13 protein-coding genes are annotated in these 14557 nt (G+C 65.3%); 1 reads left to right on the forward strand and 12 read right to left on the reverse strand.

Features of this window, described 5'->3' with window-relative positions; genetic code table 11:
• From glgX to QOC76_RS13705, 11 genes are all read right to left on the reverse strand, one after another.
• Positions 1–2140, reverse strand: a 2140-nt coding sequence (gene glgX / locus QOC76_RS13655) for a glycogen debranching protein GlgX (RefSeq protein WP_526357372.1), incomplete at its 3' end; no start/stop codon positions are given.
• A gap of 211 nt (positions 2141–2351) precedes the next feature.
• Positions 2352–2915: an isochorismatase family protein gene (locus tag QOC76_RS13660; RefSeq protein WP_526357373.1), complete on the reverse strand. Its 564-nt coding sequence runs from the start codon at positions 2913–2915 to the stop codon at positions 2352–2354.
• 10 nt (positions 2916–2925) lie between these two features.
• Positions 2926–3609, reverse strand: a complete 684-nt coding sequence (locus tag QOC76_RS13665; protein WP_526357374.1) for an ANTAR domain-containing protein — start codon at positions 3607–3609, stop codon at positions 2926–2928.
• A gap of 53 nt (positions 3610–3662) precedes the next feature.
• Entirely contained in the window at positions 3663–4994 is a 1332-nt protein-coding gene (locus tag QOC76_RS13670; RefSeq protein WP_526357375.1) for a hypothetical protein, read from the reverse strand.
• Positions 4991–5407, reverse strand: a complete 417-nt coding sequence (locus QOC76_RS13675; RefSeq protein WP_526357422.1) for a hypothetical protein — start codon at positions 5405–5407, stop codon at positions 4991–4993. The genes QOC76_RS13670 and QOC76_RS13675 overlap by 4 nt, the downstream gene beginning before the upstream one ends.
• A gap of 17 nt (positions 5408–5424) precedes the next feature.
• Positions 5425–5601: a hypothetical protein gene (locus QOC76_RS13680; RefSeq protein WP_526357376.1), complete on the reverse strand. Its 177-nt coding sequence runs from the start codon at positions 5599–5601 to the stop codon at positions 5425–5427.
• Positions 5598–7439 carry a hypothetical protein gene (locus tag QOC76_RS13685; RefSeq protein ID WP_526357377.1) on the reverse strand — a complete coding sequence of 614 codons (1842 nt, stop codon included), beginning with the start codon at positions 7437–7439 and terminating at the stop codon, positions 5598–5600. The genes QOC76_RS13680 and QOC76_RS13685 overlap by 4 nt, the downstream gene beginning before the upstream one ends.
• 85 nt (positions 7440–7524) lie before the next feature.
• Positions 7525–8991 carry an aminotransferase class I/II-fold pyridoxal phosphate-dependent enzyme gene (locus QOC76_RS13690; protein WP_526357378.1) on the reverse strand — a complete coding sequence of 489 codons (1467 nt, stop codon included), beginning with the start codon at positions 8989–8991 and terminating at the stop codon, positions 7525–7527.
• Between the two features lie 39 nt (positions 8992–9030).
• A complete protein-coding gene (locus QOC76_RS13695) occupies positions 9031–10209 on the reverse strand; it encodes a zinc-dependent alcohol dehydrogenase (protein WP_526357379.1) in 1179 nt (392 codons plus the stop codon).
• 85 nt (positions 10210–10294) lie between these two features.
• Positions 10295–11119, reverse strand: coding sequence for a DUF427 domain-containing protein (locus QOC76_RS13700; RefSeq protein ID WP_526357380.1), 825 nt, complete (start codon positions 11117–11119; stop codon positions 10295–10297).
• A 9-nt stretch (positions 11120–11128) separates the two neighbouring features.
• Complete coding sequence (locus QOC76_RS13705; RefSeq protein WP_526357381.1) at positions 11129–12511, reverse strand: acyl-CoA dehydrogenase family protein; 1383 nt, start codon at positions 12509–12511, stop codon at positions 11129–11131.
• A gap of 190 nt (positions 12512–12701) precedes the next feature.
• Between QOC76_RS13705 and QOC76_RS13710 the strand changes: the two genes are divergently transcribed.
• The gene (locus QOC76_RS13710) at positions 12702–14321 is read left to right on the forward strand and encodes an AMP-binding protein (RefSeq protein ID WP_526357423.1); all 1620 of its coding nucleotides are present in this window, start codon (positions 12702–12704) and stop codon (positions 14319–14321) included.
• Positions 14322–14328: 7 nt separating this feature from the next.
• Here QOC76_RS13710 and QOC76_RS13715 read toward each other — a convergent pair whose 3' ends face one another.
• The gene (locus QOC76_RS13715; RefSeq protein WP_526357382.1) at positions 14329–14541 is read right to left on the reverse strand and encodes a TOBE domain-containing protein; all 213 of its coding nucleotides are present in this window, start codon (positions 14539–14541) and stop codon (positions 14329–14331) included.
• Between the last annotated feature and the right edge of the window lie 16 nt (positions 14542–14557).

A 14557-nucleotide genomic window follows, 5' to 3' on the forward strand; every position in this document is an offset into this window, starting at 1 on the left:
GCGCCCGCAAGCGGTTCACCGCCGGATCGTCCACCGGCCCTTCGGCGCCGCAGTTCCACGACCGGTTGTGGCTTTCGCCGTCGCGGTTGTCTTCGCCGTTCGCCTCGTTGTGTTTTTCGTTATAGGAGACGAGATCGCGCAGCGTGAAGTCGATCGGTTCGTGATGGGCGTTGAAGAACAACACGAAAGAGTCGTCGGTGACCCGTTGACCACGCACATCGAGATCGGGGATGCCCTGGCCGTTGAGATAGACCCCGAGCGACTTGGCGAACCCCGAATCCCAGTCCTCGTCGGCCATCTCCGAACCGTCAGGCGCGAACCACGCGATGTCGGGCAGCTTCGGGCCGCCGCGCTGCCGCACGGGGCGCCCGCTGAAGAAGCGTCGCCTGCGGAACACCGGATGTGCGGCGCGTAGCGCCGATACCGCCCGGGTGAATTCGATCAGACCCTGATCGGCGGTGTCCCAGTCGATCCACGACAGCTCGTTGTCCTGGCAGTAGACGTTGTTGTTGCCCTGTTGTGTGCGGCCGAGTTCATCACCGTGCCCGATCATCGGCACTCCTTGCGACAGCAGCAGCGTGGTCAGGAAGTTGCGCTGTTGTCTGGCCCGCAGCGCGTTGACCTCAGGATCATCGGTGGGGCCCTCGACGCCGCAGTTCCATGACCGGTTGTGGCTCTCGCCGTCGTTGTTGTCCTCGCCGTTGGCTTCGTTGTGTTTCTCGTTGTAGGACACCAGATCGCGCAGCGTGAACCCGTCGTGTGCGACGACAAAGTTGATCGACGCCACCGGCCTGCGAGCGGTGTTCTCGTACAGGTCGGCCGAGCCGGTGAGCCGGGACGCGAACTCGTCGAGCGTGGCAGGCTCGCCGCGCCAGTAATCCCGGACGGTGTCGCGGTACTTGCCGTTCCACTCCGTCCACTGCGGCGGGAAGCCGCCGACCTGGTACCCGCCGGGCCCGACGTCCCACGGCTCGGCGATCAGCTTCACCTGGCTGACCGTCGGATCCTGTTGAACCAGTTCGAAGAACGTCGACAGCTTGTCGACGTCATAGAACTCGCGGGCCAGCGTCGAGGCCAGGTCGAATCGGAAGCCGTCGACGTGCATCTCGGTCACCCAGTAGCGCAGTGAGTCCATGATCAGCTGCAACGAGTGCGGGTGTCCGACGTTGAGGCTGTTACCTGTGCCGGTGTAGTCCATGTAATAGCGCTTGTCGTCGTCGACGAGGCGGTAGTAGGCGGCGTTGTCGATGCCGCGCATGGACAGCGTCGGGCCCATGTGGTTGCCCTCGGCGGTGTGGTTGTAGACAACGTCGAGGATCACCTCGATGTTGGCCTCGTGCAGCGCGCGCACCATCGCCTTGAACTCCTGCACCTGCCCGCCCGGCGCGGGGTTGCTGCTGTACTTGGGGTCGGGAGCAAAGAACCCGATGGTGTTGTAACCCCAGTAGTTGGACAGGCCCTTTTCGATCAGCGTGGAGTCGTTCGCGAAGTGGTGTACCGGCATGAGCTCGATGGCCGTCACCCCCAGCGACTTCATGTGCTCGATCATCGCCGGGTGGCCTATCGCGGCGTAGGTGCCGCGAATGTTCTCCGGGATATCGGGGTGCGTCTGGGTGAGGCCCTTCACGTGCGCCTCGTAGATCACGGAGTCGGCGTACTCGTGACCCGGCGGCCGGTCCACTCCCCAGTCGAAGTACGGGTTGATGACCACCGACTTCGGCATGCTGGCCGCCGAGTCATCGTCGTTGCGACTGTCCGGATCCCCGAAGTTGTACCCGAACAGCGACTGGTTCCAGTCGAAGGTGCCGTCGATCGCCTTCGAGTACGGGCAGAGCACCAGCTTGTTCGGATTGCACCGCTGACCGGCCGACGGATCGTATGGGCCGTGCACCCGGTAGCCGTACCGCTGACCCGGCTGAATGCCCGGGATGAACGCGTGCCAGACGAACCCGTCGACTTCGGGCAGCGTCAGCCGGGTCTCGACGCCGTCGGGGTCGAAAAGGCACAGTTCGACCTTCGCCGCCTCCTCGCTGAACACCGCGAAGTTGGTACCGGACCCATCGAAGGTGGCGCCAAGGGGATACGCCTTGCCAGGCCAGATCTCCGGCGCGGCGGACTGCGGGGTAGCAGCTCGGGTCAACGAACACACTCCAAAATTGACGGGACCAACGAGACCATACGGGGATGCCCAGTGGGGGAGCATCACAACCAAAGTCGTCGACCGTGACCGACGGGAGGTAGTCCGCGTGCCAAACAGTGCCGACCTGCCCTCTTACCGGACTCTGCTCGTCGACATCCACCGCGATGTGGCAACCATCACGCTGAACCGGCTGCGGGCATCGATGTGTGCGTCAGGCCGCTGAGCGGATCACCTCGACGCCTTGGGCGCGCATGTCCTCGACGGCCTTGGCGCTGGACTCTCGTGCGACGCCGGCGGTCAGGTCGAGCAGCACACGGGTGGTGAAGCCTTCGGCGGCCGCGTCCGTCGCGGTAGCCAGCACGCAGTAGTCGGTGGCTATCCCTACGATATCGACCTCGTCGATTGCGCGCTGCCGGAGCCAAACCACCAACGACGTGCCGGACTCGTCCGTGCCCTCGAATCCGCTGTATGCCGCCGAGTGCGTGCCCTTGGTGAACACGGCCTCGACCGTCGTGTGATCGAACTGCGGATGAAAATCGGCGCCCGCTGTTCCGACCACGCAGTGCGGGGGCCACGACGCGGCGAAATCGGGGCTGTCGGAGAAGTGGTCGCCGGGATCGACGTGGAAGTCCTTCGTGGCCACGATGTGGTGGTAGCCGCGAGGGGTGGCCAGGTAGTCGCTGATGGCGTGGGCGACGGACTGGCCGCCCACCACTTCGAGGGAGCCGCCTTCGCAGAAGTCGTTTTGCACGTCGACGATCAACAGCGCCCGCATGGGCCCAACTTTACGACGCCGTTTTGGCCGTCGGCTCGTTCGCCTCCACCCGCTGATGCGCCGTCAGCAGCAGGTGGTCGAACGTCGCGCGCGGCGGCAGCAATTCCTCATAGGTCAGCTCTGCGAAGTCGGCCAGCATCTGGTCGGCCAGCACCCGAAGCTTGACGTTGGTCTCCTGCGATCGCCACTTCAGCAGCTCGAATGCGGACTCGCCGCTGATCCGGTAGATCAACATCAGCATGCCCTTGGCCTGTTCGATGACGGCCCGGTTCTCGGCGATCTCGGCAACCGCGGCGCTGACCAACTCCTCGCGGCGCCTGCCCGTCTCCGTTACGTCGACATAGAAGCCATGTGTGCCGATCACGTCGCCGTTGTCGTCGTAGAGCCGGTCACCGATCACGATCACGTCGTGCACCATCGACGTGGTGTCGATGATGCGGTGACGTGTGCTGAATGTCCGGTGGGTGCGCCGGATTTCGTCCAGCGTGGCAGCGACCTCAACATAATCGTCGGGATGCTTGTGCGACAGCACCAGTTGCGTCGTGGGCACGATGGTGCCCGGCTCGTAGCCATGCAGCCGCTGCACCCAGTCCGACCACTCCCACCGTTCGTCGGCGAAATGGAAACGGAACCAGCCGACCCGTTGCGGCGAACCCCCTGCTAACGCTCGCTCAATGGTGTCGTCGCCCGGCACATCGTCAATGTAAATGACATCGCGACAAGTGGTGTGACGAATCGGAGTTTCGTTCATCCGCCGAAAAGCAGGTACAGCCCGGTGAAGGTGTAGCCGACCATCACCAGCATCATGGCGAGCTGCCCAGTCAGCTGATATCCCTTCGGCAGAATGCGCAGTGCGCGGTCGTGTGCGGCCACCACCGCGGCGATGTGTCCGCCGACGACGCAGCAGACCTTGATCGTGGCCAACACCGAAGGATGAAGGGACAGAACATAGTTCACCTCGGCGTGGCCGACGCCGAGCAGGTTCCAGCCGCGGCCCAGCGGATCGGCGAGGGCGATGAACGTCTGTTGCCCTTTTTCCACCAGATAGGACAGATAGTGAGCGAACATGTATCCGAGCACGATCGGAATCAGCGAGTGCGCCATCTCGCCGGGGAGCCGCCGTTTGGTGTCCTTGTCGACCCCGCCGGTGGTCCGCGCCGCAAACCAGAACGTGACCACCACGACGGTGATGAAGACCAATAATCCCGCCGTGCGCATCACGCTGGCAGCCGCGCCGCTGTGTGCAACATGGTCGACGAAGTTGCGCCAGTCGGGCGACGCCGAGAAGCTGTCGAAAGCGGTGGATCCGAGCAGCACCGCGAGAACGGTGACGGTGCCCGGGCGTACGGGTAGTGAGGGCAAATGGTCGAACGGGTTCCCAATCTCGATGCGACCGCTGTGCGGGTTACGGCGAAACGCCGAGAAACGTGATGCGACGACGCTGTACACCTCGAACGGGTCGGCCCGGCCGAACCATTTCTCGCCGCAGACGATCGCGCCCGTCAGCGTCACCACGATGTAGATCCACAGCCAGAGCTTGATCGCACCGAGTGAGCCGGGGTCCGGGCTGGCGAGCTCCAGCCAGACGAACGCGAACAAGCCCAAAGCTGCGGGCCAGTAGCCCAGCCGCGCGGGATATCCGCGCCCGGAGGGCAGGCGAGCGACGCGCAGCAATCGGTAGATCGTGCGCACCGGTGAGATGGCGCGCCAGATCGGCCCGATCGCCAGCGACAACGCCACCAGCCCGATCCACATCAGCACGTAGAAGACGCCCGCGGTCGGATTGTTCTCGGGTCCCCGGAACAATGCCGCCATCGTCACCCAGCTGGCGAACACGAGGCCCGCCGCGGCCAGCAGCCACCGGGTGATCCGTGAGTCGACCACCGTCGTCACCCACTGCGGCAACGGACGGCCAGGTTTGTCCGGGTCGAACCGGGGCTGCCGCCATGCGAACGCCACTACGGCAAAGGTCAAGGTCAGCGCCCATGCAGCGCCGATGAGCGCGTACGCGTAGGGGATCGGAAGATCCGTCGACCCGCCGAGGCCATGGGCCAGCACCGCGACGGATCCGTCGGTCACGGCTGGACTTGCACCGTTGCGATCGTCTTGTCCAGATGGTGCAGTTCGATGTCGACGTTGCCGGGCACGTCGACCGTGAACTGGAACTGCTGGCCCGGCTTGGCCTCGACGTTGAACTTGTGGTCGGGCGTCGAGTGCACGTGTAGCTCGTCGGCCACGTCGCTGTCCACCCGCACGACAATGGGCTCCTTCGCCTTGGCCTGCAGCTGCGCGTTGGTAGGGGTGACCTCACCGCCCTTGATCGTGACGTCGATCAGCAGCCGGTCGGGCGGTGCCTGTTGGTTCGACATGTCCGACGGACTGATCGTCGACGGCTGCGAGGAAGACGAGGAACCCTGTGCGTAGTTGTCGGACCCGCCGCCGCAGCCGGCGATCAGCAGCACACCGACAGCCGACAGGGCGAAGAGTCGCATATCGCGATTGTTGATAGTCACGAGTTTTCATCTTGGTGGTCGGACCCTGGCTGCTGGCTGTGAGGCTCTCGGTTCCGCCGGTCCTTCATCGCGATGTAGAAGATGACGCCGGCCACCATGAATGCCGGGACGAACGCGGGTATCGCGAGCAGCAGGCCATGATGGGCCAGTACCGTCACGCTGCCGTCGGTCATGCTTGCGCCGATGGCTGCAACTCCGTCTTCGAATCGGTGGGCTGGCTTCTGTTGATCCGGCCTGCGCCCCAGGTGAGCCCGCCGATCATGATCAGCGTGCAGACGAGCACCACCAGGCCGCCGATGGTCCACAGCGCCATGGGCGTATCCGGATTGCGCTCGCGCTGAAGGATGGTGATCTCGGGGACGAACGGACGCGTCATCGTGGCCTGTGCCGGTATTTCCGGCGCGCCGATACCGGGGTCGCCTGCCAGGAAGATCGGTACGGCGGTGAAGATACGGCGGTCGTGCACGCGTAGCAGCGTCTTCCACTTGCCGTAGACAGGCATCGGTTGCGTGGAGCGATAGTGGCCGGGACCGAGCTTCTCGAGGTTGTCGATGAATATGCCGCGCTGGTTGGCCAGGCCGCCCTGCCAGCCGAGGACCGAAACCCAGTTCGGGTCCTCGCTGATCAGGTTCGGCGGGTTGATCCGCACGTCCGCGGTCACCATGCGCTTGTCGGGAGCCGAGCCGGGTGCCTCCGTCAGTGTCATGGTGGCGGTGGCGTTCTGCGGTACCTCGTAACGCAGACCGTTGGCGGTGGCGCCGCCGATGACCAGGACGGTCAATGCGACCAATCCGATGCTGATGGCGCGAGCGGGTAGTCGTTGGTCGGTGAGCACCATGCCGAGCATCGCGCCACATGCGCCGGTCAGCACGGCGACCGGTACGGCCATCAACAGCGCCTCGGGCCAGATGCTCGACGGCCACGGGTAGTGGTAGACGGCGTCGATCCAGAACGACTCCAGCCATAGCCCGACGGTGCTGACCAGAAGGCCGCTGACGGCGCCGAAGACGATCGGGCGTCTGTAGACCGGCGTGAGTGCCACGAGTTCGACGACTACGGCCGCGCCGAGATAGAGCGCGAACCAGTTGATCGGCGAGCCCAGGATCGGGCCGACGACGAGCGCGACGAGGCCGCGCAGCAAGATCGCGAACAGGGCGGCCAAGATGGCGGCGAAGCGGCCGAGCATCATTCGGGCTGCGACGAGACCGAATGCCCCGGCCGCCGCGATCAGCATCGGCTGGAACACCTGACGGAACTGGGGCACGCCGAAGTCGAACTCGATCTGGAACACCGACAAACCGATGATGATGCCGCCGAAGCCGAGGTATCTGACAGACTTGAGAAAGACGCCATCCTTGGGCTTGTCGGCGCCCATCGCCCGATCGCCCTCGTATTCAAGCAGCAGCGCAGCGATCGTCGAGAACCCGGCGCCCCCGATCATCATCAGGTGAGTCGGCCCCCACAGCGTGACGTCCTGGCCGAAGATGCGGTGCCAGATGTCGTCGAGCGGGAAGCCGGTCAGCGCGTACAGGCCGCAGCCGGCCATCAGGAAACCACCGACCGGCGCGTACCAGTCCTTGGTGATGCGGACCGCGAACGGCCCTGGCTTCTCGTACGGCAGGATGATCGCCGCGCAGCCCGCCACGAAGAGCAGGAAGAGCCCGACCAGGATGAAGTAGTGCGCCGGGTTGGCCAGCGGCCCTGGGTCGCGGCCCTTGCCGATGTGCAGGCTGACGTCCCAGATGAAACCGAATAGCGCGCAGATCAGCGTCGCGATGAACAGCGCGATCGGCACCGCCACCCACGGGGGCCGCTTGAACTTGCGGCCGGCGTACTCGGCGACGTTGTTGACCCAGGTGATCTTGCGCGCCCGGTGCAGGTAACCGATCCAGCACAGCAGCGCGCCGATGACCAGCGCGACCACCGTCATGCCGATCACCTGGCCGATCGCGGCGCCGCCACCCTCGCTCCCCGCGGCGGCAAGTATTGAGATCTCCGTTGAACCCGTCATGTGCTCCACCTGTGAGTCTCGGAGGAAACTTCTTACCGGTCGGTAATGTTGCCAGATCTCTCGCAATCGAAACCAGGGGTACCGGTTAGTTTTGTGCGACGACCCTGAACGTCTCGAGTGACGGGTCGGCGGGGTCGGGAAGCGTCATTCCCGCCGCGAGGCCGGTCCGCAGGTAGTCGATGACGGCGTCGTTGAGCCGCTCGCCCGGCACGACGGCGGGAACGCCAGGCGGATACGGCGTGATCTGTTCGGCGGCGATCCGTCCGCAGGCCTGGCTCGCGGCAACCATCTCGACCGGACCGAAGAACGCGTCACGGGGCAGCGCCACGGTTTCCAGCTCGATTTCTTTCGGCGAGGGCAGATCGACCGGGGTCGGTGGGTCGAAGTCCCGCGCCGCCCTGCGCCATGCCAGCAGCGCGTCGACCAGGCGGTCAACGGTGGACTTGTCGTCGGCGAACGACAGGCAGGCGCAGATCCGGCGGTGATCGGCCAGGTGCATGTCGAGTTGCTTGTTCTCCCGAAGCCAGTCGGCTGCCTGATAACCCGATGTGCCGGTTTCCGACACATCCAACATCAGCTGCATACGGTCCAGGTCATGGCTGGCTTCGACGCCGATCAGCTCGTCATCGAGAACGTGCAGATCGGGAACCTGCTCGATGTCGGCACGCACGTTCTCCGCGAGACTCAATGCGGCGTCGAACAGTTCGTGGCCGTGCTCAACCATCTGCCGTCGCCACCCATCCATCGCCGCGTACACCAGGACGTTGGGGCTCGTGGTCATCAGCAGGTCGGCACACGCCGAGAGCCGGTCCTTGTCGATAAGGTCACCCTGCAGGTGGAAGACAGAGCCCTGCTCGAAGCCGGCGCCCATCTTGTGCACGCTCACCACGCATACGTCGGCGCCCGCATCCATCGCCCACGTCGGCAGATCTTCGTGAAACGGCAGATGCGCGCCCCACGCCTCGTCGACGATCAGCGGCTTGCCACGGGCATGGCACACCGCGGCGATCTCTTCGAGGTCGGCGCAGGTGCCGTAGGGGCTCGGGCTGACGATCAGGGCACCAGCGGCATCGGGGTGGCGTTGCCACGCCTCCTCGACGTCCTTGGGGGACGGTGGATGGCAGAAGTGCCGTTCGGCGTCCCAGCGCGGGGTGATCCACCGCGGCTGGACGCCGGAGAAGATGAGGCCGGCCACGATGGACTTGTGGCTGTCCCGGCTGACCAGCAGGCCGCCCTCGGCGCCGCCTGCGACCGCCATCATGGCCGCCTTCACCGACAGCGAACTGCCGCAGGTGGAGAACCACGCCATGTCGGCGCCAACGGCTTCGGCCATCAGGTCCTCGGCCTGTTGCAGGAACTTGCCGCGGCTGCGCCGGTCGTCCAGACCGCCGGTCGCCAGCAGGTCGTCCTGGAACGGTTCAAGGCCCAGCACGGACAGCACGCGGTGGTCGACGCCGCGGCCCTGCCGATGGGCGGGCGGGGTGAACCCGTAGCGATTGGCCTTCCGGTATTCGACCAGTGCGTCCAGGATCGGTGCCGAGGATTGATCCATAGCGGAGTAGTACCCGAGCGTTGCGGCTTCAACCGCCGGTCAGGGCGTCAGCACCACCTTGATCATGCCGTCCTGTTTCTTCTGGAACTTCTCGTATGCGTCCGGTGCGGCGTTGAGCGGCAAGCGGTGCGTTGCGAACTCCTCGGTGCCGAGCGGATCGTCGTCGGTCAGCAGCGGAAGGATGTCGGGCACCCAGCGCTTGACGTTGGCCTGCCCCATCCGCAGACTGACCTGCTTGTCGAACAACGTCATCATGTTGATCGGGTCTGCAGCGCCGCCGTAGACACCGGACAACGAGATGGTGCCGCCGCGACGGACCATGGCGATCGCGGAGTTGAGCGCGGCAAGACGGTCGATGCCTGCGTTCTTCATCATCACCCTGGCGATCGGCGACGGCAGGAAGGCGGCGGCCGTCTGCGCGGCTTCGGCGATCGGCGAACCGTGGGCCTCCATCCCGACGGCGTCGATCACCGAGTCGGCGCCCCTGCCCTCGGTGGAATCGCGCACCACCGCGACGGGGTCGTCGAGGTTCATGTCGATGACGTCGCTGCACATCTCACGTGCCCGCTGGACCCGCTCGGGCACCATGTCCACGCCGATGACGCGGCAGTCGTGGCGCTGTCGTGCGACCCGGCACGCCATCGAACCGATCGGGCCCATGCCGAGGATCACCAGAGTGCCGCCCTGCGGCACGTTCGCGTACTCGACGGCCTGCCATGCGGTGGGCAGCACGTCGGAGAGGTAGACGTAGCGTTCGTCGGGACCGTCGTGCGGCACCTTGATGTGGGTGTACTGGGCTTGTGGGACACGCAGATACTCGGCCTGCCCGCCGGGTACCTCGCCGTAGAGCTTCGAGTAGCCGAACAGTGCCGCGCCGGTGCCCTGGTCGCGGTTCTGTGTCGTCTCGCATTGGCTTTGCAGGCCGTGGTGGCACATGAAGCAGTGCCCGCAGGAGATGTTGAACGGGATCACAACGCGGTCGCCGACCTGCAGGTCGCCGGTCTCTCTGCCGACGGCCTCGACGACTCCCATCGCCTCATGGCCGAGAATGTCGCCGGGAGTCATGAAGGCTCCGAGGACCTCGTAGAGGTGCAAGTCGGACCCGCAGATGTTGGTGCTGGTCACCCTGATGATCGCGTCGGTGGGTTCCTTGATGACCGGGTCCGGCACATCGTCGACCGACACGTTGCGGCGGCCCTGCCAAGTGACTGCGCGCATCAGAACTCCTCCCGTCGCTTTGCTTCGTGATGCCCGCTCACGATGCGCCGAAACCTGCGCACGCGCCAGGAAATGCTGGACAGGTTCATTCGCTCCACGGTGTGACCGGCCGTACCCGCGGCACACCGTCGACCAGCACGTCGACGCGCTCGTCGAAGAAGCAGATGTGGTCTCGCACCTGCTCGGCATCGTGGCGCGGTTCGTGGTAGGTCCACGCCACATCGAGAGGGCCGTCGGGCACCGACAAATAGGAGGCACGACCCTTGTACGCGCAGTAGGTGGTCGTGTCGCTCGGCTCGAGGCGTACCGAGACGTCTTCGGGCGGTAGATAGAAGCGCACGGGCAACAGTGTTTCGAACAACAGCTTGGGCCGCGACGATTCGGCCAGCAGCGTGCCGTCGTACTCGATCCGGACGTGGCGGCTGCTGCGGAGAACGTCGATACGGCCGAACGGATCGTGCGGATGGCTGATGATCGGCTCGTCCTCCTCACGCCACTCGAATGCGTCGAAGTCGAGGACGATGTAGTCGGCGAGGTCGGCGTCGTCGGGCCGAAACGCCGCCCGACCCGCTGTCTCGTCACCGGCGATGACATCGAAAGCCGTTCCGGCACAGCTGTGTACCGAGAAGGGCACCGACGGGTCGAGCAGCGGGCGCTCGCTGACATCTGGAAGCCGGAAGCCGGTTTCGTCGTCGCCCGACTCGGCGCCCGCAGGGAGCAGTCGCGTCGTCAGCGCGGTGGCGGGAACGGCATAGGTGGGTACGACCCGGCGGGGCTCCCAGACCAATCGCGCGTCCTTGGTGTCGGCCACCGGTTCACCGGCGAGGAAGACCCGAATTCGCTTGGCGGTGGGCTCGTACCGCAGCGCATTGAGACCGCCGGTGAGCAGTTCCATCATCCTGACGCCCATGTCGTCACGCTACTTCTTCGGCGGCTTCAGCACCTTCATCGCCAGCTGCATCACGGGCGCAGGCAGGTGGTCCTTGGCGTTGAGTGCGGCGTTCGCCACCTGGGTGCGAACCGGTGTGCCGCGCCCGAACATCCGATTCAACGGGCCTCCGGACGGTTCGAGGTCGAAGTGCAGTGGCGGCTTCCCGTCGGCGGCGCCCAACGCGTTGGAGATGACGACCCGCTGGATCTCGCTGGTGCCCTCGAAGATCGTGTACAGCTTGGCATCCCGATACCACTTCTCCACCGGATGGTCTTTGATGTAACCCCAGCCGCCCATCGTCTGAATCGCCCGTTCGGTGGTCCGCACCGCGACCTCGCTGGCGGCCAGCTTCGACATCGAGCCCTCGCCACGCTCCATGGGCACACCGCTGGCGGCCATCCAGGACGCCCGCCAGGTCAGCAGACGCGCGGCGTCGATCGCGGTGACCAGGTCGGCGAGCGGGAAGGCGATGCCCTGATTGTCGATGATCGGCGCGCCGAAGGCCTCGCGCCGGTTGGCGTACTCGGTCGCATATTCCATTGCGGCCCTTGCGATGCCGAGTGCTTGCGCGGCCACCATCGGCCGCGTCTGCTCGAATGTTCCCATCGTCGCGGACCCCGAATGCCTACCGCCTTCGATGGCCTCGCGCGCACGGGCGAGCTTGTGCTCGAGCTTCTCCTGCCCCCCGAGCAGGTTGGCGCCCGGCACCCGAACGGCGTTGAACTTCAGCTCCGCGGTGTGCGACGCGCGACAGCCGAGCTTGTCCAGCTTGCGCACCATCTCCAACCCCGGAGTACCGCCGGGCACAATGAACAGAGCCTGGCCACGATGGCCGAGTTCCTGGTCGACCACGGCGTTCACCACGTGCACGTTGGCGATGCCGCCGTTGCCGATCCACATCTTGTGACCGTCGATGATCCAGTCGTCGCCGTCGCGCTTGGCCCGGGTGCGCAAGTTGCGGACGTCGCTGCCGCCCTCTGGCTCGGAGATGGCGAGGGCGGCGAGCTTGAGATCGCCGGGCGAACCGAAGCACTCCGGTGCCCACTGGAGCATCTGCTCGGGTGATGCCGCCTGGCCGATCGCCGACAACGCCAATGCGGGCATCACGATGGCCAGTCCGATGCCGGCGCATCCCCAGAACAGCTCCTCCATGAACATCGGCAGCGACAGCCCGGTGGGATCACCGATGAGGTCGCGATAGAACAGTGGACTGTAAAAGCCTCGCTCGGCGGCCTCCTCGAGCACCGGCCAGGGAAACTCCTGTCGGGCGTCATAGTCGGCGGCCACCGGACGGACCACCTCGGCGGCGAACTCATGCGCCCGTCGTGCCAAATCGTGCTGCGCCCCTGTGGGCGTCAAATCGAAGCTCATGACGGCGTCACCATTATTGACATTTCCCCACCCTCGCCTTTCGGATCCGAATTACGGTGTCGAATACCCCGCGATCAGCGAAAATCCACGGTGGGAGCCGCGGACGCGAGGAGCAGAGATTGACCGCGGACGCGAGCAGCAGAGAGATTGACCGCGGACGCGAGGAGCAGAGAGATTGAGAGCCCGTCGCATGTTGTCCTATGACGCCGGAGCCACCAGCCCGCCACTGCTCGACGAGACGATCGGCGACAACCTGGCCGGAACGTCGGCGACCTTCCCCGACCGGGAGGCGCTCATCGAGTGCGCGACCGGCCGCCGCTGGACCTACAGCGAGCTTCACGAAGCGACCAGAAGGATCGCCACCGCACTGATCGAGCGCGGCACCAAGCCGGGCGACCGGATCGGCATCTGGTCGCCGAACAGCGCAGAGTGGACGATGATCCAGTACGCCACCGCGCAGGTCGGCGCGATCCTGGTCAACATCAACCCCGCGTACCGAACCGACGAACTCGAGTACGCACTGAACAACGCCTCGATGTGCACGGTGTTCGCGGCGCCGTCGTTCAAGGGGTCCGACTACGCGTCGATGCTCGACAACGTGCGCGCACGGTGTCCCGCGCTCAGCGACGTGGTGGTGATCGGGTGGGAGCCGTGGCAGGAGATCGCCGACACCGTGGCCGACGCCGATGCGCTCGCGCGGGTGCAGTCCGGGTTGATGCCGAGCGACCCTATCAACATTCAGTACACGTCGGGCACCACGGGATTTCCCAAGGGCGCCACGCTGACCCACAACAATATCCTCAACAACGGTTACCTCGTCGGCGAAGGGCTGGGGTACACCGAGGAGGACCGGGTCTGCATTCCGGTGCCGTTCTACCACTGCTTCGGGATGGTGCTCGGCAACCTGGCGTGCACCACACACGGCGCGACAATGGTGATTCCGGCGCCCGCTTTCGATCCGGAGGCCACCTTGAAAGCCGTTGCAGCGCAGCAATGTACGTCGTTGTACGGGGTGCCGACGATGTTCATCGCCGAGCTGGGTCTGCCGAACTTTGACGACTTCGACCTGACCACCCTGCGGACGGGGATAATGGCGGGATCGACGTGTCCGGAGGCGACGATGCGCAGCGTCATCGACCGAATGCACATGAGCGAGTTGACGATCTGTTACGGGATGACAGAGACGTCACCCATGTCGACCCAGACGCGGCCGACCGACAGCCTTGCACGGCGGTTGACCACCGTGGGAAGGGCTGTGCGACACACCGAGATTCAGGTCGTCGACCAGAAATCCGGCGCGCAGGTCGAGCGCGGCACGCCGGGTGAGTTGTGCACAAGGGGCTACTGCGTCATGGCCGGCTACTGGAACGACCCGCAGAAGACTGCGGAGGCGGTCGACGCCGACGGGTGGATGCACACGGGTGACATCGCGGTGATGGACGACGACGGCTACGTCGCGATCACCGGCCGGATCAAGGACGTGGTGATCCGAGGCGGCGAGAACGTCTACCCGCGCGAGATCGAGGAGTTTCTGTACGGCCATCCCGACATCGTCGATGCGCAGGTGGTCGGCGTGCCCGACGAGAAGTACGGGGAGGAGTTGATGGCGTGGGTCCAAATCCGCGAGGGCGCGGAACCGCCGACCGCGGAGAGCCTGCGCGCGTTCTGTGCGGGCCGGATCGCGCACCACAAGATTCCCCGCTACGTCCAGGTCATCGACGAGTTCCCCATGACGGTGACGGGCAAGATCAGGAAGGTCGAACTACGCGAGCGCGGCGAGGGGCTGATCGCGGGTGATCCGCGGGTCTGACTCCAAACTAGTCGACCCCGATCATCACCTCGGTCGACTTGATCAGCACCGTCGCGGGCTTGCCGACCTCCAGGCCGAGGTCTTCAACGGCGTCCCTGGTGATCGATGCCGTGACGACCTGGTCGCCGCCGTCGAGGCGGACCTTGACCGTCGCCATCACAGCGCCGAGGTTGACCTCGGTGATGGTCCCGCTCAGCTGATTTCGAGTGGATAGCCGCATATCGCACCCTAACCTT

Source organism: Mycobacterium sp., from assembly GCF_032159565.1.
Taxonomy (GTDB): domain Bacteria; phylum Actinomycetota; class Actinomycetes; order Mycobacteriales; family Mycobacteriaceae; genus Mycobacterium.